At 40.5% G+C, this 20,596-nt stretch carries 26 protein-coding genes; 4 read left to right on the top strand and 22 right to left on the bottom strand.

Annotated features, from left to right (window positions below):
• Window positions 1-150: 150 nt before the first annotated feature.
• The 4 genes from ACXAEA_RS10040 to ACXAEA_RS10025 all read right to left on the bottom strand — a co-directional run bounded on the left by ACXAEA_RS10040 (window position 151) and on the right by ACXAEA_RS10025 (window position 2,454).
• On the bottom strand, window positions 151-930 hold the full coding sequence (locus ACXAEA_RS10040) for an ABC transporter permease (protein ID WP_475095748.1): 780 nt from the start codon (window positions 928-930) through the stop codon (window positions 151-153).
• Window positions 927-1,835 (bottom strand): ABC transporter ATP-binding protein, encoded by a 909-nt coding sequence (locus ACXAEA_RS10035; RefSeq protein WP_475095747.1) that lies wholly within the window; start codon window positions 1,833-1,835, stop codon window positions 927-929. Before ACXAEA_RS10035 ends, ACXAEA_RS10040 begins: the two co-directional genes overlap by 4 nt.
• The gene (locus ACXAEA_RS10030) at window positions 1,835-2,035 is read right to left on the bottom strand and encodes a PLD nuclease N-terminal domain-containing protein (RefSeq protein ID WP_475095746.1); all 201 of its coding nucleotides are present in this window, start codon (window positions 2,033-2,035) and stop codon (window positions 1,835-1,837) included. The genes ACXAEA_RS10035 and ACXAEA_RS10030 overlap by 1 nt, the downstream gene beginning before the upstream one ends.
• 98 nt (window positions 2,036-2,133) lie before the next feature.
• Window positions 2,134-2,454, bottom strand: coding sequence for a DUF4870 domain-containing protein (locus tag ACXAEA_RS10025; protein WP_475095745.1), 321 nt, complete (start codon window positions 2,452-2,454; stop codon window positions 2,134-2,136).
• A gap of 239 nt (window positions 2,455-2,693) precedes the next feature.
• Here ACXAEA_RS10025 and ACXAEA_RS10020 point away from each other — a divergent pair, with 239 nt between their 5' ends.
• Window positions 2,694-3,818 (top strand): amidohydrolase, encoded by a 1,125-nt coding sequence (locus ACXAEA_RS10020; RefSeq protein WP_475095744.1) that lies wholly within the window; start codon window positions 2,694-2,696, stop codon window positions 3,816-3,818.
• Between the two features lie 283 nt (window positions 3,819-4,101).
• Window positions 4,102-4,662 carry a GNAT family N-acetyltransferase gene (locus ACXAEA_RS10015; RefSeq protein ID WP_475095743.1) on the top strand — a complete coding sequence of 187 codons (561 nt, stop codon included), beginning with the start codon at window positions 4,102-4,104 and terminating at the stop codon, window positions 4,660-4,662.
• Between the two features lie 109 nt (window positions 4,663-4,771).
• On the opposite strand, the gene ACXAEA_RS10010 is transcribed toward ACXAEA_RS10015, so the two are convergent.
• Both ACXAEA_RS10010 and ACXAEA_RS10005 read right to left on the bottom strand, forming a co-directional pair.
• Window positions 4,772-4,936, bottom strand: a complete 165-nt coding sequence (locus ACXAEA_RS10010) for a hypothetical protein (protein ID WP_475095742.1) — start codon at window positions 4,934-4,936, stop codon at window positions 4,772-4,774.
• A 243-nt stretch (window positions 4,937-5,179) separates the two neighbouring features.
• Window positions 5,180-5,965, bottom strand: a complete 786-nt coding sequence (locus ACXAEA_RS10005; RefSeq protein WP_475095741.1) for an SDR family oxidoreductase — start codon at window positions 5,963-5,965, stop codon at window positions 5,180-5,182.
• Window positions 5,966-6,137: 172 nt separating this feature from the next.
• Here ACXAEA_RS10005 and ACXAEA_RS10000 point away from each other — a divergent pair, with 172 nt between their 5' ends.
• Window positions 6,138-6,605: an Hsp20/alpha crystallin family protein gene (locus ACXAEA_RS10000; RefSeq protein WP_475095740.1), complete on the top strand. Its 468-nt coding sequence runs from the start codon at window positions 6,138-6,140 to the stop codon at window positions 6,603-6,605.
• 55 nt (window positions 6,606-6,660) lie between these two features.
• Here ACXAEA_RS10000 and ACXAEA_RS09995 read toward each other — a convergent pair whose 3' ends face one another.
• The 10 genes from ACXAEA_RS09995 to ACXAEA_RS09950 form a co-directional block, all read right to left on the bottom strand.
• The gene (locus ACXAEA_RS09995; RefSeq protein WP_475095739.1) at window positions 6,661-7,413 is read right to left on the bottom strand and encodes a CAP domain-containing protein; all 753 of its coding nucleotides are present in this window, start codon (window positions 7,411-7,413) and stop codon (window positions 6,661-6,663) included.
• 573 nt (window positions 7,414-7,986) lie between these two features.
• A complete protein-coding gene (locus tag ACXAEA_RS09990; RefSeq protein ID WP_475095738.1) occupies window positions 7,987-8,445 on the bottom strand; it encodes a FixH family protein in 459 nt (152 codons plus the stop codon).
• A gap of 72 nt (window positions 8,446-8,517) precedes the next feature.
• Entirely contained in the window at window positions 8,518-9,918 is a 1,401-nt protein-coding gene (locus tag ACXAEA_RS09985) for a sensor histidine kinase (protein ID WP_475095737.1), read from the bottom strand.
• A complete protein-coding gene (locus ACXAEA_RS09980; protein WP_475095736.1) occupies window positions 9,915-10,595 on the bottom strand; it encodes a response regulator transcription factor in 681 nt (226 codons plus the stop codon). Before ACXAEA_RS09980 ends, ACXAEA_RS09985 begins: the two co-directional genes overlap by 4 nt.
• A 5-nt stretch (window positions 10,596-10,600) precedes the next feature.
• Window positions 10,601-11,566 carry a YncE family protein gene (locus ACXAEA_RS09975; protein ID WP_475095735.1) on the bottom strand — a complete coding sequence of 322 codons (966 nt, stop codon included), beginning with the start codon at window positions 11,564-11,566 and terminating at the stop codon, window positions 10,601-10,603.
• A gap of 237 nt (window positions 11,567-11,803) precedes the next feature.
• A complete protein-coding gene (locus ACXAEA_RS09970) occupies window positions 11,804-12,097 on the bottom strand; it encodes a rhodanese-like domain-containing protein (RefSeq protein ID WP_475095734.1) in 294 nt (97 codons plus the stop codon).
• A 20-nt stretch (window positions 12,098-12,117) separates the two neighbouring features.
• Window positions 12,118-12,483, bottom strand: a complete 366-nt coding sequence (locus ACXAEA_RS09965) for a rhodanese-like domain-containing protein (protein WP_475095733.1) — start codon at window positions 12,481-12,483, stop codon at window positions 12,118-12,120.
• A gap of 90 nt (window positions 12,484-12,573) precedes the next feature.
• Entirely contained in the window at window positions 12,574-12,837 is a 264-nt protein-coding gene (locus ACXAEA_RS09960; protein ID WP_475095732.1) for a metal-sensitive transcriptional regulator, read from the bottom strand.
• 16 nt (window positions 12,838-12,853) lie between these two features.
• Entirely contained in the window at window positions 12,854-13,180 is a 327-nt protein-coding gene (locus ACXAEA_RS09955; protein WP_475095731.1) for a rhodanese-like domain-containing protein, read from the bottom strand.
• Window positions 13,181-13,380: 200 nt separating this feature from the next.
• Window positions 13,381-13,662, bottom strand: coding sequence for a hypothetical protein (locus tag ACXAEA_RS09950; protein WP_475095730.1), 282 nt, complete (start codon window positions 13,660-13,662; stop codon window positions 13,381-13,383).
• A gap of 112 nt (window positions 13,663-13,774) precedes the next feature.
• Between ACXAEA_RS09950 and ACXAEA_RS09945 the strand changes: the two genes are divergently transcribed.
• The gene (locus ACXAEA_RS09945) at window positions 13,775-14,014 is read left to right on the top strand and encodes a DNA alkylation repair protein (RefSeq protein ID WP_335430442.1); all 240 of its coding nucleotides are present in this window, start codon (window positions 13,775-13,777) and stop codon (window positions 14,012-14,014) included.
• Between the two features lie 37 nt (window positions 14,015-14,051).
• Here ACXAEA_RS09945 and ACXAEA_RS09940 read toward each other — a convergent pair whose 3' ends face one another.
• The 6 genes from ACXAEA_RS09940 to ACXAEA_RS09915 form a co-directional block, all read right to left on the bottom strand.
• A complete protein-coding gene (locus tag ACXAEA_RS09940; protein WP_475095729.1) occupies window positions 14,052-14,888 on the bottom strand; it encodes a hypothetical protein in 837 nt (278 codons plus the stop codon).
• Window positions 14,889-15,031: 143 nt separating this feature from the next.
• Window positions 15,032-15,211, bottom strand: a complete 180-nt coding sequence (locus ACXAEA_RS09935; protein ID WP_475095728.1) for a DUF2188 domain-containing protein — start codon at window positions 15,209-15,211, stop codon at window positions 15,032-15,034.
• A 65-nt stretch (window positions 15,212-15,276) separates the two neighbouring features.
• Window positions 15,277-16,191 carry a CobW family GTP-binding protein gene (locus ACXAEA_RS09930; protein ID WP_475095727.1) on the bottom strand — a complete coding sequence of 305 codons (915 nt, stop codon included), beginning with the start codon at window positions 16,189-16,191 and terminating at the stop codon, window positions 15,277-15,279.
• Between the two features lie 65 nt (window positions 16,192-16,256).
• Window positions 16,257-17,759: a lmo1851 family serine protease gene (locus tag ACXAEA_RS09925; protein ID WP_475095726.1), complete on the bottom strand. Its 1,503-nt coding sequence runs from the start codon at window positions 17,757-17,759 to the stop codon at window positions 16,257-16,259.
• A gap of 138 nt (window positions 17,760-17,897) precedes the next feature.
• Entirely contained in the window at window positions 17,898-18,104 is a 207-nt protein-coding gene (gene copZ, locus ACXAEA_RS09920) for a copper chaperone CopZ (protein WP_475095725.1), read from the bottom strand.
• Between the two features lie 27 nt (window positions 18,105-18,131).
• Window positions 18,132-20,528 (bottom strand): heavy metal translocating P-type ATPase, encoded by a 2,397-nt coding sequence (locus tag ACXAEA_RS09915; protein WP_475098103.1) that lies wholly within the window; start codon window positions 20,526-20,528, stop codon window positions 18,132-18,134.
• Window positions 20,529-20,596 lie beyond the last annotated feature (68 nt).

Raw genomic sequence — 20,596 nt, 5'->3', positions numbered from 1 at the left:
TTATCAACTAACAAATATATACCAGAAAAATATGCTAAAAGAATTATATCTAAGTTGAAAACTGCTTTTTCTTTCGACATTCGCACAGAAAAAAACGGTACTTAAGAACCAAAAAAACCTGATTCATAATGAATCAGGTTCTACTACTTATTAATCTGCGAGCTCTTTCCTTTTAAAGAGTATAATAGCAATCACAAGAAATACGATGATCAGCAGTCCTGTTAATCCGGCTGCCGGCCATATATGATCAGGCCAATTCCCTGTCATCAGTTTCTCAGTTGCATAAGGCAGCAGCTGTGTAGGACTCCACTCCAGTAAATGGGAGAAAGTACCTCCTGCAATATTAAAAAGAAATACCGCTAATAGAGAAATCATCGCTGCTGCTCCTGGGTTTTTCACTGCTGAACTGCACAGAATGACCAGTGTCATTACAAGTACCAGCCAAAAGGCATATGGAGCAAAAACAGCCATAAAAGCGCCGAATGGGATGAACTCAAACAGTACACCTGTATAATACCAGCTTCCCAGTAACCCAACGAACAATGATAGAAGGAATAATATAACTACACCTGCCCATTTCGAAGTGATATAAGCAGTGTATGAAACGGGTTTTACCAGAATCAACTGAGCTACTCCACTTTTCCTCTCTCCGGCCACGATTCCCATCATTGAAAGAACAATGACTAGTATTCCGATAAACTGGTATTCTCCCAAACTCATTATGAAGACCTCATTTGCTGTTGGTACTGGCATTTCAATCTTAGTACCTTCCGGGAGGTCGCCAAGGGAATTCAGGATCTCCGGCAAATAATAAGTTGTGAGCGGATCCATCACTCCCAGTAAAATAAACGTAATCGGTACCCAAATCAATTTATAATTGCGTGACATTTCAAGGATTTCTTTATTGAGAAGTATTAGCCATTGGTTCATTTTTGCACCACCTTCATAAAAACATCTTCAAGGCTGATTGAACTGATTTCATATTTATTGAGCGGCCAGCTATCCTTTAGCGCTGAGCTAAGTACCATCTCTTTGACAGCTTCAAGGTCATCCGTGAAAATACTTGCCTTGTTTCCTTCAAATTGAATCGAGTCAACCAGAGGATGGTTCGAGAGACTTTGTAAATAGCTTTCAGCACAATGTTTAAAAACGAGGTCAATCCTGGACTGATGATACTTCTCCCTGAATTCATCCATTGTCCCTGACTCAATCAGTTTACCGTTGTGGAGAAACAAAATTCTCTCACATACTTCTTCAGCATCATTCAGAATATGGGTCGAGAATAATACCGTCGCTTCCTGTTTCAGCTTTTCCAAAAGTTCAAGCACTTCCCGTCTTCCAAATGGATCTAGAGCAGAAACTGGTTCATCAAGCATAATCAATTTGGGCCTGTGAATAATTGCCTGGGCGATGCCAAGCCGCTGTTTCATTCCGCCAGAGAATTTCCCAATCCTTCTGTTTTTCGCTTCTGCAATCCCAACCAAATCGAGCAGCTCTAACGTCCGCTTTTTCGCGTCCCTGGCATTCAGCCCTGAAAGCTTCCCTACATATTCGAGAAACTCCCTCCCTGTCATCCACTCATAGAAAACTGGATGTTGAGGAAGATAACCAATCAACCTTCTATGGTCATCCCCCTGCTTTTCTCCCTCGAAATGTATGCTTCCGTTAGAAGGCTCCATTAAACCTGCCAGCATTTTGAGTGTTGTCGTTTTTCCAGCTCCATTTGCGCCAATCAATGCGACACATTTCCCCGCCTCTAATTCAAAATTCAATCCTTTTATCACATTCAATTCCTTAAAGCTTTTTTTCAAATTTTCCACACGGACTAAAACCATCAGTGATTTCTCCTTCCAATCACGAAATACAAAATCGGACCGATGATATTGATCAGAAAAATGATTAGAGCCCAAATCCACTTCGGACCATTTGTTTTTTCTATTTTTATTAAATCGATCAAAGCAACAATCAGTAAGATTGCCTGTATGACAATAATTGGTGCGATTAAAGCCCAATTCACATTTTCGAATAATTCCATATAAGATGACCCCCTCAGTTATTTTCCATCCATAAGACGCATGAAGGAAAAAATCGTTCAAAAAAAATGCCCGGCAAATTTTGCCGGACGAAAATGATTTATAAAACCCTGAAAATAAATGGAATTCGATACTCTTGCCCTTCATATGCCTTAATAGCTCCAATTACTGTGAAAACAAGTGCTAAAATTCCAATCGCCCACAGCATGAAGATCCCAATCAGCAGGATGACAAGGATTCCGCTGACAATTCCGTAGACCGAATAAGAAATAAAGAAGTTCATGTATTCCCTGCCATGGTAATCAATATAACTTGAGTCATCCTTCTTAAGCAGCCAGATAATCAGTGGTCCGAGAAATGCAGTGAAAAAGCTGATTACATAAATGCCAGCCGCAAGAAGACGTTCATCATTTTTTGGCATGTTCTTTCCCCCTAAGTAATTCTTATATTATCTTTACGGTATGCTCAAAAAAAAGTTTCATTTGGCACAGCTTTTTTTATTATAATGAGAAATAAGAATTTTCATTTTTAAGGGTCAAATCACCGGCTAGATTTATAAAATAGTAATGGTAATTGGGCAACTTCAAAAATGAACATAAATTTGGCCCTATATATTTTTCAGGGCAAAAATTAAAAATTAAATTCAGGATAGGATGGATCATGAACCAAATATTACTTAAGAACGCATATGTGATGCCAATTACATCTGAACCAAAGTCTAACTGCGACATTCTTATAAATGAAGGGAAAATCGTGAAAATGGATTACGATCTTCCTGTAGAATCAGGCGTTAAAATCATCGATTGTACAAACGGCTATCTGCTGCCGGGCTTCATCGATGTTCATACCCATCTTGGTCTGTATGACGAAGGCACTGGCTGGGCAGGCAATGACGCAAACGAAACAATCGAGCCCATGAGTCCGCATGTTCGGGCGATCGATGGTGTCTACCCTCTTGATCCTGCGTTCGGGGACGCGATTAAATATGGAATAACGACGGCACATGTTATGCCCGGAAGTGCAAATGTCATTGGAGGAACGACCTCTGTTATAAAAACAGCCGGGAAAAATATAAAGAATATGATCATCCAGGAAACTGCTGGATTAAAAATAGCGCTTGGCGAAAACCCAAAGCGAATTCACAGTATGGGGAACAAGGATTCAATAACGCGTATGGGAATTATGGGTATGCTAAGGGAAGCTTTTTATGAAGCGATGAATTCTGATCATTCTGAATCACTAAGAATTCAGCCAATCCTAAAAGCCCTGAACAGAGAAATCCCAGTAAGGATTCATGCTCACCGTGCAGACGACATCATGTCTGCCATTCGCTTTGCCCAGGAATTCAACCTGGATTTACGAATTGAACATTGTACTGAGGGCCATTTAATTGCTGAAGAGCTTGAGGGGCTGAACCTAAAAGTTTCAGTTGGACCGACTCTCACTCGCCGCTCAAAGGTAGAGCTTAAGAACAAAAGCTGGAAAACCTATCAGGAATTGACTAATCATGGCGTAGAAGTCTCTGTCACTACCGATCACCCGTACACTCCTATCCAATATTTAAATGTGTGCGCATCAATCGCAGTGCGCGAAGGGCTATCAGAACAAAAAGCCCTTGAAGGCATTACAATACTGCCTGCTAGAAATCTGCGAGTTGAGAATCGTGTCGGAAGCATAGAGCCCGGGAAGGACGCTGATCTAGTACTATGGAATCACCACCCATTCCATTACAGCGCAAAACCACTATGGACCATGATCAACGGGCAATTCGTTTATCAGATTTAGTCGAAAATCCGTGTTGATTTTTGGCAAAAAAACGCAGAAAAAAAGGGTTAAAAACCTATTTTCTTTTTCAAAAAAATCCTGTATGATACTCTATGGAACGAAGATATAAAAATTTAATAGATTAATGTGATTAGGGAAGGCAAATGGTGCGCCACCAGTATCCTGGTTCTAGTGGGTTCGATTCCCACCCCGAAATTTTTTAGCAACTTACAAAAAATTTCGAGGGTGGCCGTGTTGTTACATTCGCACGGGATAGGACTGCCCTGCAAGTGGAGGGATACAAATGCTCAAGAAACGCGATCTACATGATTGCCACGAATTATTTGAGCTGATGGCACATCCGGAGGTCTTCCCTTTTGTGCGTCAGAAGGCATATTCATATGATGAATTCGTTTTCATTACAAAACAGACAATAGAAGCCGAAGAACGCGGTGAATTGATTTCCCGCACAATCCTTGACGAATGGGGAGCACCTATCGGTACGATCAATCTTTTTGATATCCAGGATGGGGCAGGCTTTTTAGGGACCTGGCTTGGGAAGCCATATCATGGCAAGGGGTACAACACCCCGGCTAAGGATGCTTTTTTCCAGGAGTTATTTTATGAGCTTGGACTTGAAACGATTTTCATGCGCATCCGCAAAGTGAATATCAGATCCATTAAAGCTGCGGAAAAACTTCCATATGTAGTAAAGGCCAATGAAACACGTGCCCACATTTATGAACAGCTGAACGCAAACGGCGATATTTACGATTTATATGAAATCCCTAAAGATCAGTATACTCTATACTTGAAAAGAACGGGTGTCCACGAAGAGGAACCTGTACAACTGCTTGAAGCATAATTTTATAAATGTTGAACGCCCTTTGATCAGGGCGTTTTTAATTGATTGGATTAAGTTTAATTGAGGTTCCTTATCATACGCTTCGCTTTTTCCTGATAAATGATATAGTCTAGTTCATTGGATCCTGGCCGCTTACATCCTCCCTGTCGGACAATGAAGCTTCTGAAAGAAACGCGTCAAGTTCTGCATCGGTCAATGTCTCATACCGTCCATCTTCAAAAAAAATCTGCGTTTGGTTCGGATTAATCCTATTCATGTTAAAACCTATTCCCATTACTTATCACCCCATTATTCAATATAGTTAACCGAATCATAATAATAGTTAGATAATTCAATCCGTTGTGATATTTAATTGCTTATAGTGTCCCCAGCCAAAGGAGCAATATACCCCTATGGTTTATTTTAAATAAATCTATAAGGTTACATAATAATGTTATTATAAACTATGAAATTTGAATCGATATTTACATCGTTTACCTAACAAAAAACGCCAGAAAATGGCGTTAATAAAATGTTGTTATTCCTGCTGCTTTTCCCTGAATATCTTTCCCAGTACATCCTTCCCCCCTGTTATTGGAATGATACTGCCGGTAATAAAACTGGAATTTTCGTTGGAAAGAAAACTTATGACCCTTGAGATGTCTTCTCCGGTACCTGGCCTTCCTACAGGAACTGAATCGTCCAGGCTATTTTTCGAATCAATGATTGCTTTTTCCTTCCATTCACCAATGATATCCCCTGGACATACCATGTTTACCGTTATGCCATATTCCGCTTCTTCAAGCGCTATTGTCTTTGTTAAAGATGCCAAACCTGATTTAGCAGCAGCAAATGCCGATCTGTAGATCCATCCCGGTGCAGATTCCACTCGATCAAAACCCACTGTAATAATCCTTCCCCACCCACGCTTCCGCATAGATGGAATAAGTAAATTTGATAAATAGAAGACCGCATTCAAATTTCCATTTATCATGTAATTCCATTCATCGATTGTATAATCGGCCATTTTTTTCCTTTCAGGAATATACGGGCCGGCATTATGTACTATGATATCAATTGCTGGAAATTCCTTCAGGGCGCGAGAAACGATATACTCACAATCCTCATAATGTGTAATATCACCTTGAACACAAATATTTTTTGTGTTGTAACTATTGGTCAATTCTGCTGCAAGCTCCTCAGCCTTTTTTCTGCTATTGCGGTAATTAATGATTATGTTAATCCCTTCGGCTGCAAGCTGCAGTGCAGTACGCCTTCCAATACCGGTCGCACCTCCGGTAATCAAAGCAGTTTTATTTTCCACAACCTGTACCCCTTATCTACATTAGATTACATATCACTATACTAAAAGTGAGCCGGATGTTTTGCAACTTTTTGCACTATGATCAGCAACTTATTGGGACGATTATCAGCTGGGCCGTTGCCTGCATATGATATTAATATCGAAGTTGGTCTGCTGGAAAGGCGGGGTTTAAATGTTTCCTTGGAATCTAATGCCGTTCGATCGGAATACACAGAAGAAATTTCTGGAAATGAAGCCAGATGAAATAGAAAAATATGTACAGCAAATGATGGGCAAAATGCTTCAGCCTAATATGAAAGGAATGTTAAAGCCAGAAGAATGGCTAAAAGATATGCAGAAAAATTCTAATGATTCGATGAAACCAGCAAACAGCATCAATGCTGAGATGTTTGAAACCCATGATTTTGTATTCGTCAGAGTACCACTAAAAGAAGAAGCTCAACTTAAGCAAATGAAGCTTTTCTACACATCTAACCAGGTGATCATTGAGCATATTCCTGATTTCTCAGATAAACACACCTTGGTTTTGCCAGCTACAGTGAAGCGGAAAGGGGCTGCTGCAAACCATAAGGATGGAGTGCTCGAACTAAGGTTTCCCAAAATAACCGATTTGCAGTATTCCGAGATAGATATTTCATAATGGTGCATAATAAAAAGAACAGCCCATGTGATAGGCTGTTCTTCTGTTTGAAAGATTATTTACCGATGAACATTTGAGTCCAGTAGTTGCCAGTAGCAATATGTCCTACACCGATGTGTGTGTAGCTAGAGTTAAGGATGTTGGCACGGTGGCCTTCACTGTTCATCCAAGCTTTAACTACTTCTTCTGGTGTACGCTGACCCATAGCGATGTTTTCACCTGCTGAACGATAAGAGATACCGAATTTCTTCATCATATCAAATGGTGAACCATAAGTTGGGCTTGTATGGCTGAAATAGCCTTTGCTTTGCATATCGCGAGATTTTTCCCTTGCTACTTTGCTTAGTTCAGTATCAAGTGCAAGAGGTTTTAGGCCATTCTTAGCTCTTTCCTGATTCGTCAACTCTACAACTTTTTGTTCATAAGCGCTCACAGCAGAAGTTGAAGGAGCTGCAGCTGGTGCTTTAGCCTGTTCTTTCACAGGTGCTGGTGCAGGCGCTGGAGCCTTCGCTGGTGCTGGTGCTTGTGCTTTTGTTGGTGCTGGAGCCTTCACTGGTGCTTGTGCTTTTGCTGGTGCTTTCGCTTGCTCCTTTACCGGAGTTTGAGTTGGCTGAGCTTGCTTCCATGAAAATTGGAAGTTTTTAAAGTATTTTTGTAGAATAGTATTTATTTGTTCATTACTTAAGTTGCCATTTTGATAATAATAGACTTTCGTTTCCAGTGTAGACGCATCTGCTTTGTCCATTACAGGATTTGCTGCAAATAAGGCTGCAGCTGCCGCAATTGATAGGATCATTTTTTTCTTCATTCTCGAATTCCTCCCGAAAATTTAGTTTGTCTCTCTCTTGCATCCTAATCATATCACGGCTTTTTTGTAATAAACGTGGTCTTTTATGGAAAAACTATTATTATATCAATAACATTTCTGGAAAAAGATTCATTCAATGCTAGAATGTCAGATTTTTAAAGGCTTTAACAGTAAAACTAAACTTTAAAAATGAATACTATTTTTTTCCATTCATACTATCCAAATCCATTAAAACCAAAAATGGGCAATAAAAGATCGTTGACAAGATTTTTTTCAGGCATTATTTATTACATTCTTTTCTGTTATATGACAAATAGTATGTAATGTTACATGCAAATCGACAATTAATATTAAGGCTCTGTTAAAATGGGCTGTTGATTTTCCTTCCAGGCGCTTCGCTTTCCGCGGTCAGTCTGGGAGCCTCCTCGGCGCTTTACGCGCCTGCGGGGTCTCCCATGACTTGCTCATACCGCTGGAGTCTTCGCGCCTTCTACTACAATCAACAGGTAATAGAAATCAACATTGGGTAATAACAGAGCCAAAATAAAAAAGCGGCTTTATCGCCGCTTTCCATCAATGTCCACTATGCTCATCTTCTTTTTCATCCATTTTCATATCAGAAGAACTGCCTTCTTCAGGTTCACTCGGATTCCCCACTACAAATTCTATTTTTGGCATGTTATGCATGCTCCTTGCTGTGACATGAGAAATAATATAGTAGGTTCCTTCTTCCTGGAATGATTTCTTCAGGGAATAAACCCCATTTCCACTGTGGGCCACCTCAATTTTCTCATGATCTTCTGCCTTTGAGCGCCAAATTTCAAACTTTACCTCATCAGCATCTTTCACTTCTTCTGTTCCATATGTGATCTTTGCTTCAAAGGTAATCTCCTCGTTTACCTCTGCTTTTTCGGGAGTAGCTTTAAGCTGGACGTCCAGAAATTGAGGTTCCTCGTCGGCCTCTTGCTGAGAGCACGATGATGCAATCAATCCAGAAAAGGTAATCATCAAAGTTAACAGCAATTTTTTCATTTATTCTAACCCCTTAATAAATTTATGATATCTAAATATATGCTAACTATAGAGTTTCATCCGAACGCATAATTATTGTACCACCGGAAAGTACAATTTGATTGCTGTCCCATTGCCCAGCTGGCTCGTAATTTCCATTTTGCCTTCATGTAGCCTGACCAGTTTATCAACGATCGCCAGCCCAAGTCCTGTGCCGCCATCCGCTCTGGTCCTGGCTTTATTCACTCTGTAAAAACGGTCGGTCAGCTTGTAAATATCTTCTTCCGGTATTCCGATTCCTGTATCTGCAATTACTACCTGACACCCGAATGAATGCTTCGATAGCATGATTGAAATCCTCCCGCCATCGCCAGTATAACGAATTGAATTATCGATGATATTATGGAAAATCTGTTCCAGTCTTCCTTCATCTCCATTTATGATGATATCTGGATCAAGTTCCAGTGCTAATTTTATATTTTTCGAATGCATCGCAGGTTCATATTTGGTTATGAAATCCTCGATTAGCTGGGCTAGCGGGAAAGGACTTTTTATCAGACGATATTCATCTGCATCCAGTCTGGATAGATCTAAAAGGTCTGCTACGATTTTGACCATCCTTCCCGATTCTCTGTTAATCAGCTTTAAATACTTTTGCTGTTCGACGGGATCTTTAATCATTCCTGTCTCCAGTGCTTCACTGTATCCCATTATATAGCTGATTGGCGTCCTGAGTTCATGTGAAACATCAGCAAGAAATTCCCTCTTCTTCTCATCTTCTTTCTGGATTGATTCTGACATATGGTTAAAAGCTTTGGCAAGCTGGCCAATTTCATCGTTTGAATTACTATCTACCCTTGCTGAGTAATCTCCCTCAGAAACTTTTTCTGCCGCTTCTTTCATTGCAGCTATAGGTCTTGTAAGGCGATGAAGCATCTTAAAGCCCAGGAATGCAGCAATAATAATGAATGCTACTCCCCCAACTAGCCATAAAAATGAAAAATCGACGGTAAGTTCGGAAATTTTGGCTAATGGAACGTATAAGTAGATTATCCCCTCAAGCCTGCTATCATCAAGAAGCGGAATTGCAACAGCAAGGATTTTTCTGCCAAAGCGTTCCTCAAAGCCCGATTTAAGGACTGGTTCCCCGTTAAGAAGCTGGTCACGCTCTTCTTCCCCGATCAATGTTTCATAATCGATTGAATACGGCAGGCATGCACTAAGTTCCTTTGGATTGCTGACGAGAAACACTTCTGATTCAGACTTTTCATTATACCATTCGACCCTCTGTTTCATTTCATCTGTCAGCGGCCCTCCTGTATAATCGCTGGCCAGACGGTACCCTTCGTCTAAGAGAGACTCTTCTATAATATCCACATATAGCTTTTCATAAAAAAGATATGATAAGAAGAATGAATACAATACGGTTACCAGAATGGTAGTGGTAACCGTCAGCCATAGTTTTTTGAACAGGCTATCAGAAAATGAAGTCATGTTGCAGGAACCTCAAATTTATAGCCAACACCCCAAATTGTCTGAATATAATCTCCTGTACCCAGTTTCATCCTTAGTGTCTTAATATGAGTATCAACAGTCCTCAAACTCCCGTTATAGTCCATTCCCCATACAAACTCTAGAAGCTGCTCCCTGCTCAAGGCTTGTCCTTGATGCTGAACCAGAAAAACAAGGAGTTCAAATTCTTTAAGGGTAAGCGGAACGATCTCACCTTCCACCCTGACCCTTCTTCCTTTTTTATCAATCGTTATTTTCCCCAGTGAAACTGTATCTTCATCACTTTTAACGAAAGAAGTCCTACGGAGAAGAGCATGAATCCTGGCCACAAGTTCACCAGGGCTGAATGGCTTTACTATATAATCATCCCCGCCTAGCTGCAATGCTCTAACCTTATCCCACTCTTCCCCTTTTGCGGATAAAAAGATAATTGGTACTTGCGAAAAAGCGCGGATCTTACCACACACGGCATACCCATCTTCGTATGGCATCATGATATCGAGGATGATGAGGTCAAATTCCTGTTCCTGCAGTTTCTTAAGGCCTTCTGTTCCATCTAATGCATGTACACAGCGAAAACCGGAATTCTCCAGGTACATCTGCACAAGATTTCGCATATCTTCTTCATCATCTATGATCAGAACATTAATGGGATTCATCCTGATTATCTCTCCCTCGTTACAATTTGAAATGGCCCTCTGCCGACTTTCAGCTTTTTTTCTATGATTAAGCTTTTGGGATCAATTATGTACACATCATTGCTGTCGTACCCTGCGACAATGAGTTTTCCCGCAAATAGCTCAATTTCAAATGGGTTCGCACCTACTTTAATGGAATCCTTTTTTGCACCGTCCTCAGCTAATTTATACAGCATATTCGAGCCATGGCTAAGGACAAAAATACCATCTTCATTCTTGGTGAAATTCACCGGCATTACAGGTGCGGCAATCTTCTTTTTAAGCGTTCCGTTATTTATGTCATAGACATGGATCCGTTCCTCTACGTCAGAACCTGCCCCGTGTCCGCCAATCCATAACTCCCGGTATTCCTTGCTTATTAAAGCTCCTGCAGCAGCGGAGTGTATTTCAAATCCCGGTAGCATACTTTTGTTGTTAAGATCGATGATCCCGAGCCTGCTTTGATTAAAACTGATGACATACAGCTTTTCCTCAGCCTCAAGAAGTGTCAATGGCTCCTTTTCAGCTTTTACCTCTTCGATTTCTTTTCCTTTTATATTAAAGAAACGGATACTGTCTCTATTCTGGTCAGCGAAAGCTATTTCTGTACCATTCCGAATCAGAAGCGCATTTACCATTCCTTCTCCTGTTTCCCAGGTTGCAATCCGCTTCCCTTTGCTCAAAGAATATAAATCAGCAGTCTTCAACGTCTTTCCATACAGTAAAATGGTGTCCTTGTCAGGAAAGATCAGGCCGCCTACATACGGTCTGTCAACCTTCCATTCAGGCAGATTTTTATCCTTATCCATATCATAAAATGAAATGGTCATTTCCTTGATGTTCACGGTAGAAATAATAGAGGATTCCTTTGGAATAGGTTCAAATGTCTTTATCGAGCATGCAGATGCCATAACAATGAAAGATGCTGCAATCAATACATAGATCCACTTCATGATTTACCCCTTTTCACCCACTAGTATCTCACATCATTATATCCCTAATTTGTGAAATATCTATGAAATCAAAACATATACTTTTCCATAACAAAAAGCGCAAGCGCCTTGTTCAGCCCAGATAAGCGCTGGAGTTGGATTAAGAGCACTATATGTAGTTATCCACAACTAAAACATATTAAATTTACAAAAATAATAAAAAATAGAGATGTCCATTGCCATCTCTATTCCTATCCATTATTCTGTTGGACCATTCCAGGACATCATTCCGCCCTGCATATTGATCACATTATAGCCATAGTATTCAAGAAATTGGGTTGCTCTTGAGCTGCGTCCGCCTGAACGGCAAACCATTACGTAGTTTTTGTTTTTATCAAGTTCATTCATCCTGAATTCCAAAAGACCGAGTGGAATATGAATCGCACCTGGAATTTTCCCTTGTGCCACTTCACTTACTTCACGAACATCCACAACTTCAAACTCGTTGGTACCTAAACCGTTTTGTACTTCTTCTGGTGTCATTTGACGCATTTCCTTTTCCCCCTTTTATATTACCAGGCGCTCATGCCGCCCTTTACATTCGTAACATTTTTAAAACCTGCTTTTTTCAATAACTTGCTTGCCTGACTGCTGCGCATGCCACTCTGGCAAATGACTACAACATCTTTATCCGATGTTAGTTCTCCAGTTCGGTTTGCTAACTGTTGAAGCGGGATATTCTTAAATCCTTTTATGTGATTTCCTTTGTATTCGCCAGGTGTCCTTACATCAACGAATTGAGTTCCAATCTGCTTTGATTTCATCATGTCACGCAACTGTGAAGTGGTAATTTGGTTAACCCCTTTTGCCGGTGCAATTCTGCTCCATAGAAAAGCAACAGCAAGGACAACAATCAATACATTAATAACTACATCCATAAGTAGCACCTCTTCGTCTTTTAATTCAACACATACCAATACGGGTATTTTAAGTTGCAAAAATCACCTTGTCAATAAGGAAAATCCAAATTACTTCCTGCTCTTGACAAGCAGCTCTACCGCATCATTAACCGCCTGTGATGTTTCCCTGCCTTCATGCAAATCATTGATTAAGCATTGCTCCAGATTTTTGCTTACAATTAAGGCAATCGTCCGATCAACGGCCGAACGGATGGCTGATAGCTGAGTAACGACAGACTTGCATTCATCCTGCTCTTCAATCAGGCGAATGCTTCCCCTGACCTGTCCCTCAATTCGTTTCAAGCGATTTAAAACTTCTTTATTGTATTCCAAATATGCCACCTCCTACCTACTGTGATGGACCGGGAATTGTATACCCTTTAACATTGAAACCATATTTTTTCAGCATCCTTGCGCCAAAGTTTTTCTCAACTTCACTTGATGCAATAATGACAATCGGAGTATCAGGAATTTCTTTCCTATATCTTTTTAAATACCCACAAGGAATATTGATTGCTCCCTGTACTGGGTTTTTGGCGGAATCCTGATAATCTCTTAAATCCACATAGACAACATTGTTTTCATTTACTTTAACTGCTGGCAAATTCCGTACTGGGACATACCGGTTAAAGTACAAAGTAACGAATAAGAGACCGATGACGAAACTTGTGACCAACTACTCTTCACCTCTTGTTAATTGTTCATTAATGAACTTACATTAATCATAATATACCATAAGGGGTATAATCGCAACATATTAACGTGACATTTCTACAAAATTTTATCTTGATAGCTCCAGAAAATAAAAAAAGGAAGTCACACTTCCTTTGGCTTAATCGAGGCGTTTTGATTATCTTACACAGAAATTAATATATCTTATTTTCCTTCTTTTTGAATTTCCTCTGCGAGTTCCAAATGAATCTCGATCAACAGCATCTTGCTTTCGCTGTTCAAGGTGGATTCGATAACTCTTTTTGTGGCAAGATAATACTTCTCCATTAATGTCCTCCTTGCCCGTGGATGTGAATTTTCGTCTTTAAGCTCCCTTGTAATCGCTTCTTTTAATGTTTCTTCTGACGCCTGGTCAGATTGAAGTCTGCGATTATTCCATATCATTTTATAGTCATCCAATAATTTTTCATATTCCATTGCATTCATCCTGCTTCCTCCTGCAGAGAATTAACGGGGTCAAACCCTCACTAGTATAGTTACATATTTTAGCCTTTGATTGCAAAATATAAGTCTAAATTTAATTTTAAGGAGAATGTTTATGAGCACGCCTTACCGATGCCCGAATTGTAAGACAAATCGTACACGTTTCAATATGATTACCCAGGTTCCTCAAGCTGTAAAATTGAATCCACAATCAGGTGAAGTTGTGGAACAATATTCGAATGATCAGCTTGAGCCATTCCACCTTCCATACAGAGGGCCGGAATTAAAAATCCAATGCGCTGCCTGCGGCTTGATTGAGGATGAAAAGACATTCGCAAAATTTGGTGAACATTAAACCATGAAAGAAGCTTGAGATATTTCTCAAGCTTCTTTCATTTATCAATATTTATCCCATTTTCTCCAAAAAACTGGACTGAATCCACTTTCCATTGTTCATTTGGCATGAATCGAACCAACTTGACGGTCCCATTAAAATTCCTGCCGCCAACGCCTTTTATTTGCCAGTTCACTTGAATTGGTACGGTTAGAGTGAGCTGATCCCCCACATCTTCTGCTGGCAGAATTTCCATCCGTGAAATACGGATATTCTCTATCGCTGGTAAGATTCTGTCCCAATCGAGTTCCTGAAGTGATATAAGAGAAGTTATCCTTGGATCCTGCTGTTTGATCCCAGCAATATACGCATTGACCAGGTCATAAGGATCCGTTTGTTCCAGATATTTTTCAAGCCTTCCAGCAGATTTAAGTATCATAAGCTTATGGGAAAGATCCATGAAGTTTGTTCTATGGGTTGTGCTCCCATAAAAATGAATACAAAAGTGGCCCGGGAAGTTGTTTTTTAATGCCCCGCCTCCATGTGGCATTCCATGCATTGAAGCAGCAATTTTACCTCCATCGGAGATGACAATGATTGCGCGCCGCTTCCAGCTCCATTGGCCATTGTAGATTTTTTTCATAATGGCAGTATCTTCAGGTGTCAGGGGCTGGACATCTGCATGGTTGCTTCCTGCCCTTCTTTGAACGCGAAACTTCATTCCTGATTCGAGATCCATCACAGTGAATTTGCTGTATTTAGGAAGTATATTATTTACCTCTTCCCATTGGATCATCTTGATTTTTTCCATGCTGGCTTGGTTTTTTGCCTCGATATCGTTGCCATTAAATAGTATGAATACGAGGCTAATTAAAAGAATTTTTAATACTTTCATCTTTAATTCAACTCTTTTTCTTAGCAATCAGCTTTAATCAGAATATAAGCTACATGAAAGTTTTTGCGTTTTCGCTTCACGCTATTCAACCAATACATGGATTTTAAAGCAAATAAAAAAACCCAGCTTTAGCTGGGTTAGGTTCAATCCTTGTCATGGTTAGCTACATATTCCTTGGCTTTGTCAATTGCAATTGGTATTGCTTTGCCGTCTTCGTAGTGTTCTTCCGTTACAAGTGCATTCGCGATTTCTATCGCTTTTTCACGTACATCGGTATCAAGGTTTTTCATTGAAACAGGGTAATCATTCTTTGTCCAGGGCATATTATTCATCCTTTCCATTAATGATCTCTCTATCATTTACCCAAAGCTCAACATTCAAAACAATTTTACCTTTCAAGCATGTTCAACCGCATTTCAATATGGCTCCAATCAGATACCTGCCCAATGAATACCAGATTTAGCGGCATTTTCATATATTCCTTCATATAAAGCGGCATTCCATAGGAATACTGAAACAAGTCAGGATATTGAGAATGATCAAATAAAACATAACCTTTAATCCTGAAAATGGTGTCAGGGAGTTCTCTTAAAAAGTCTTCAAAAGCCATTTGGCTTACTGCGTTTTTAAACTGATAAACAAAAGTGCTGAGCCTCAAATCAGTTTGCACATGAGCGTCTATGTTTCCCGTCTTTTTTGAGTGAGCCATTTTATCCAGCAAATCCATCGGGATTTTTGAAAAAGAACTTAAAATACACTTCGCTTTTGGGTTGATAGCCTGAATGTCTAAATTCACCTTTGCTTGCTCAGACTCTGTCAGCATGTCTGATTTATTTACAATGATGAGGTCAGCATGCTTGACCTGTTCAAGCAGCAGCTGATGCACCTGTGGATTGAATTCATTTCTATTCAGCCATAATGTGCCGTCCACAGTTGTCACAATCCCTTTGATTTCGAGCTTGTCTGCAAATAAAGGTGACAGTACAGCATCGAGAACTTCTACAGGATGTGCGGCGCCAGTTGTTTCAATGTAGATGGCATCCAAATTATGCTCAAACAGCAATCCTTGCAGTTGAGATTCGAGCTTATCCTGAATGGTACAGCAAATACACCCTCCTAAGAGCTCTTTTAATGGCACATCTGTATCCACTGCATCAGAATCGATGGATACATTCCCGAGCTCATTCATCATGACAGCAATTGTACGGTCCTTCTCTTTCTCTCGCTGTAAAATTTGCTTTAATAATGTTGTTTTCCCTGTACCAAGAAAACCAGATAATATAAAAACCTCAGTTCTTTTCATTTCGCTTCCGCCCAACGTTAAGGTATGTAATGTGGAAAATCTCCAGCATATGCTGGAGATTCTCATTATTTATTCAGTTCTTGCTTTAGGATTTCAATCGCTTTTTGAATTTGTGGATCCTCTTTTTTAATCTGTTCACGCAAAGCATTCATCAATTCAATTGTTGAACTTCCCTTAAGCACTCCTGTTTCTTCAAGCTTTTTAGACTTTTGGAATTCAGTGACAGCTTCTTTTGTTTTCTCATCATAGAAGCCATCTTCACGGCCAGGGTCAAAACCCAGAGCTTTCAGCATCTTTTGTGCAGCTTTGACTTGTTCTGACGCAGCTGAAACTTTCAATTCTGTTTCGGGGTCGATAAATGGCAAGGATGCATATTCTGGCATTGGCACTTCATAATCAGGCTTGATCCCTTTTTTATGAATCCAATTGCCATCTGGTGTCAGCCATTTTTCAGTAGTGAATTTCATGTTGGAACCATCTGAAAAATCCTCGGCTCTTTGAACAGTGCCTTTACCGAATGATTTTTCCCCCACAAGAGGAACTTCGGCTGATTCGCTCACTGCACCAGCAAGGATTTCAGATGCACTCGCGCTGCCTTTATCAATGACAACAACTAAAGGAAGATTATGATTATTTTCATTCTCTGAACCATATTCCTCCACATTGCCTTCACGGTCCTCTACTTTAAAGAGGATTTTTCCTTCAGGAACGAATAGGCTGGATATTTTGATCGCCTGGTCAAGCAATCCGCCTGGATTTTGTCGAAGGTCAAGAACTAGACCTTTCATTCCCTGCTTTTGAAAATCATTTAATATGTTCACAAGCTCAGTTGCTGTGTTCTGCGAAAAATTTGTGATCTGGACTTTCGCAATTCCGTCATCAAGCATTTCGCCATAAACAGTTTCAATCGGAATTGTATCCCTGGTTATTGTTACATCCACCGGCTGTTCTGCCCCCTGGCGGAGAATAGACAATTTAACGTCAGTTCCTTTTTCGCCTCTAATAAGGGCAACCGCTTCTGTTGAACTCATCCCCTGGAGGCTTTTGCCATCAACCGACATGATTTTGTCTTCCGGCTGCAACCCTGCCTTTTCGGCTGGTGAACCTTTAAGCGGTGTGACGATAACAATATGTCCTTCCCTTTCCTGTATTTCGGCTCCGATCCCCTCAAATGATGAGGAAAGGCTTTGGTGGAAGTTTTTTGCGTCTTCCTGACTCATGTAATCCGAATACGGATCGTCAAGTGATTCAAGCATGCCATCAATCGCACCATTGATAAGCTTTTCCTGGTCTACATCTTGATAATAGTCATTTTTCAATGTGTCATATGCATCATAAAGCTTTGCAAATTCTTCTCTATCCCTGATTACCTGCACAGCGGGCTTGTCTTCACCGAAAGCAAGCGCAAAGGTAGTGATTCCTGCTGTTAAAAAGACTAGAAAAAACAACAGCATTGCAAAGTGGAACTTTTTAATCCGAAGAAAACTATTTTTGGTCTCTGCTTCTTCTATCTTTTCTTGACCCTTTATATCTTCCTTGTTTTCTTCATTTAAATTTTGCTGATCCAACCCTTTTCACCACTTTCCAATCAAGCTTAAAATCCTTAATGATTAGGATAACATTTTTACTTTCAAATTAACAGAAAAATAGGCACTGGCGTCTATGTAAAAAAAGCAGCGGTCTCTTAACCGCTGCTTTTCCAGTCCCTATTCTACATCGTACCCTTGATCTTCAACTGCAGTTTTCAATTTTTCTACTCCTGCTTTTGCAGCATCATATTCTACTTCAGCTTTTCCCTCTGAAAGTGAAACGATTACGCTGGCCACACCATCCACACCCATAAGCGCGTTCTTGACAGCCTTCTCACAGTGGCCGCAAGTCATACCTGATACATTTAAAGTTGTTTTTTCCATTAATAATCTTCCTCTCTATTTTTAAATTTATAACTTAATCCGCTTCAAACGAAGGGAGTTAGTCACTACAGAAACGGAACTGAATGCCATTGCAGCTCCGGCAACCCATGGAGCCAGCAAACCGATCGCAGCAATCGGGATACCTGCTGTATTGTAGGCAAGTGCCCAGAACAGGTTTTGGCGGATATTTTGCATTGTTTTCTTGCTTAATGTGATGGCTTTAGGAATCAATGTCAGTTCTCCGCCTAGAATGGTCAAATCCGCTGCCTCTATTGCCACATCCGTACCAGTTCCTATGGCGATTCCAATGTCTGCGAGTGCCAGTGCAGGCGCATCATTGATGCCATCTCCGACCATTGCGACTTTTTTGCCTTTTAGCTGCAGTTCTTTTACATGGTTCGCCTTTTCTTCTGGAAGGACTTCTGCAATGACATGATCTATTCCGACCTGAGCAGCTATTGCTTTCGCTGTACGCGTATTGTCACCAGTAAGCATATACACTTCGATGTCAAGTGCTTTGAGTTCTTCAATTGCTGTCTTTGCCGTTTCCTTGACCGTATCCGCCACAGCGACAATGCCTTGAACTTTATTATTGATTGCAATCAGCATTGCTGTCTTGCCTTCCTTCTCAAGCTCTTCAAGCATTTGTCCATAACGGGCGAACTCAATGCCTTCATTACTCATCAGCTTTCGAGTCCCAATAAACACTTTTTCGCCATCAATGACTGCTGCAATCCCATGGCCTGGTATTGCCATAAACTCATCCATTTGCAGAATTTCAACATTATTCGCTTGACCGTATTCGACAATCGCTTCAGCAAGTGGATGTTCGGAAGCCTTTTCAGCTGAAACCAGATAGGTTAAGACCTTATCTTTGTCACCGAAAATTTCAAGATTGGTAACACTTGGCTTCCCTTTTGTAATTGTACCCGTTTTATCGAGAACAATAGCATTAATTTTATGTGTTGCCTCTAAATGTTCTCCACCTTTGAATAAAATTCCGTTTTCAGCGCCTTTTCCAGTACCTACCATGATGGAAGTAGGAGTCGCCAGGCCAAGGGCACACGGACAGGCAATTACCAATACCGCGATTGCTGTTTCAAGTGCTGATGCAAAATCCCCGGGACTAACAATAAAATACCATACAAGGAATGTCACAATGGCAATTGCAACGACAATTGGCACGAAAATCCCTGAGATTTTATCCACTACACGCTGGATTGGCGCCTTGCTTCCCTGTGCGTCCTCTACTACCTTGATAATTCCTGCTAATGCTGTATCCTTGCCAACTTTTGTGGCAGTCATGGTTAATGTTCCATTTTTATTGATTGTTGCTCCAATTAAGGAATCCCCAGAAGTTTTTTCAACCGGAATCGATTCACCTGTGATCATCGCTTCATCCACAGCAGATTGGCCTGAAACCACTTTGCCGTCAACAGGAATTTTCTCTCCTGGTTTTACAATGATCGTATCATTGACTTTCACTTCTTCGATAGGGATCTTGATTTCCTCACCATCCCTGATGACGGTCGCTTCTTTAGCCTGCAGGCTGAGCAGCTTTGAAATCGACTCTGTTGTGCGTCCCTTTGCTAGTGCTTCAAATAGCTTCCCGACTAATATTAAAGTAATCAGGACAGCACTTGTTTCAAAATACAAATGCGGCTCATAATGATGCCGGCCGATCGTCTTAAATGCTTCTGCGAGGCTGTAAAAATAAGCAGCAGAAGTTCCGAGGGCAACAAGGACATCCATGTTTGCACTTTTATTTTTCAATGACTTGTATGCACCGACATAAAACTGTGCCCCGATCCAAAATTGAACTGGTGTTGCCAATAAAAGCTGGAACCATGGGTTCATCAGCAGATGGGGCATCGGCAGGCCTGTATCCCAGGGAGCGTGACCAATCATAGTGTAGAGAAGCGGTAGGGATAAAACGATGGAAATATACAATTTTCTTTTCTTTGCGTTGATTTCCTCTTCCTTTTGCTGTGCCTTCGCCTCACGCTGCACTTTTTCCTTGGCATCATATCCAAGACCCTGGATTTTAGCAATTATTTGTTCGATTGGAAGGACAGCGCTGTTAAATTCAACGGAAGCAGATTCTGTCGCTAAATTCACATTTGCTGAGACCATTCCGTCCATCTTGTTCAGCACCTTTTCAATCCTTGTTGAGCATGCTGCACATGTCATCCCGAAGATATCCAGGTCCATTTTTTCATTTCTGACTCCGTACCCCAAATCATTAATTTTGTTAAATATGTCATCTGGAGTTATTTTATCTGGTTCAAATGAGACTGAGGCATTTTCCATCGCAAGATTTACCGTAGCCTCGACGCCATCCATCTTGTTTAGGACTTTTTCAATCCTTGTGGAACAAGAAGCGCAAGTCATTCCGGTAATATCGACGGTCATTTGTTCTTTCATCATTTACACCCCGTTTCAGTACATTATTTAAAATCCAATTAATTTCCTTCTACTCTTATTACTATACC

The organism is Mesobacillus sp. ABV4_180, from assembly GCF_056158485.1.
Note: the sequence above shows the minus strand (reverse complement) of the source record. Positions and strands in the feature narration are given on the sequence as shown.

What these genes read in the sequence shown, in the direction of transcription:
- ACXAEA_RS10040 (WP_475095748.1), bottom strand. Translation starts at nt 930, where the DNA reads ATGAACCAATGGCTAATACTTCTCAATAAAGAAATCCTTGAAATGTCA.
- ACXAEA_RS10035 (WP_475095747.1), bottom strand. Translation starts at nt 1,835, where the DNA reads ATGGTTTTAGTCCGTGTGGAAAATTTGAAAAAAAGCTTTAAGGAATTG.
- ACXAEA_RS10030 (WP_475095746.1), bottom strand. Translation starts at nt 2,035, where the DNA reads ATGGAATTATTCGAAAATGTGAATTGGGCTTTAATCGCACCAATTATT.
- ACXAEA_RS10025 (WP_475095745.1), bottom strand. Translation starts at nt 2,454, where the DNA reads ATGCCAAAAAATGATGAACGTCTTCTTGCGGCTGGCATTTATGTAATC.
- ACXAEA_RS10020 (WP_475095744.1), top strand. Translation starts at nt 2,694, where the DNA reads ATGAACCAAATATTACTTAAGAACGCATATGTGATGCCAATTACATCT.
- ACXAEA_RS10015 (WP_475095743.1), top strand. Translation starts at nt 4,102, where the DNA reads ATGCTCAAGAAACGCGATCTACATGATTGCCACGAATTATTTGAGCTG.
- ACXAEA_RS10010 (WP_475095742.1), bottom strand. Translation starts at nt 4,936, where the DNA reads ATGGGAATAGGTTTTAACATGAATAGGATTAATCCGAACCAAACGCAG.
- ACXAEA_RS10000 (WP_475095740.1), top strand. Translation starts at nt 6,138, where the DNA reads ATGTTTCCTTGGAATCTAATGCCGTTCGATCGGAATACACAGAAGAAA.
- ACXAEA_RS09995 (WP_475095739.1), bottom strand. Translation starts at nt 7,413, where the DNA reads ATGAAGAAAAAAATGATCCTATCAATTGCGGCAGCTGCAGCCTTATTT.
- ACXAEA_RS09990 (WP_475095738.1), bottom strand. Translation starts at nt 8,445, where the DNA reads ATGAAAAAATTGCTGTTAACTTTGATGATTACCTTTTCTGGATTGATT.
- ACXAEA_RS09985 (WP_475095737.1), bottom strand. Translation starts at nt 9,918, where the DNA reads ATGACTTCATTTTCTGATAGCCTGTTCAAAAAACTATGGCTGACGGTT.
- ACXAEA_RS09980 (WP_475095736.1), bottom strand. Translation starts at nt 10,595, where the DNA reads ATGAATCCCATTAATGTTCTGATCATAGATGATGAAGAAGATATGCGA.
- ACXAEA_RS09975 (WP_475095735.1), bottom strand. Translation starts at nt 11,566, where the DNA reads ATGAAGTGGATCTATGTATTGATTGCAGCATCTTTCATTGTTATGGCA.
- ACXAEA_RS09970 (WP_475095734.1), bottom strand. Translation starts at nt 12,097, where the DNA reads ATGCGTCAAATGACACCAGAAGAAGTACAAAACGGTTTAGGTACCAAC.
- ACXAEA_RS09965 (WP_475095733.1), bottom strand. Translation starts at nt 12,483, where the DNA reads ATGGATGTAGTTATTAATGTATTGATTGTTGTCCTTGCTGTTGCTTTT.
- ACXAEA_RS09950 (WP_475095730.1), bottom strand. Translation starts at nt 13,662, where the DNA reads ATGAATGCAATGGAATATGAAAAATTATTGGATGACTATAAAATGATA.
- ACXAEA_RS09945 (WP_335430442.1), top strand. Translation starts at nt 13,775, where the DNA reads ATGAGCACGCCTTACCGATGCCCGAATTGTAAGACAAATCGTACACGT.
- ACXAEA_RS09940 (WP_475095729.1), bottom strand. Translation starts at nt 14,888, where the DNA reads ATGAAAGTATTAAAAATTCTTTTAATTAGCCTCGTATTCATACTATTT.
- ACXAEA_RS09935 (WP_475095728.1), bottom strand. Translation starts at nt 15,211, where the DNA reads ATGCCCTGGACAAAGAATGATTACCCTGTTTCAATGAAAAACCTTGAT.
- ACXAEA_RS09930 (WP_475095727.1), bottom strand. Translation starts at nt 16,191, where the DNA reads ATGAAAAGAACTGAGGTTTTTATATTATCTGGTTTTCTTGGTACAGGG.
- copZ (WP_475095725.1), bottom strand. Translation starts at nt 18,104, where the DNA reads ATGGAAAAAACAACTTTAAATGTATCAGGTATGACTTGCGGCCACTGT.
- ACXAEA_RS09915 (WP_475098103.1), bottom strand. Translation starts at nt 20,528, where the DNA reads ATGAAAGAACAAATGACCGTCGATATTACCGGAATGACTTGCGCTTCT.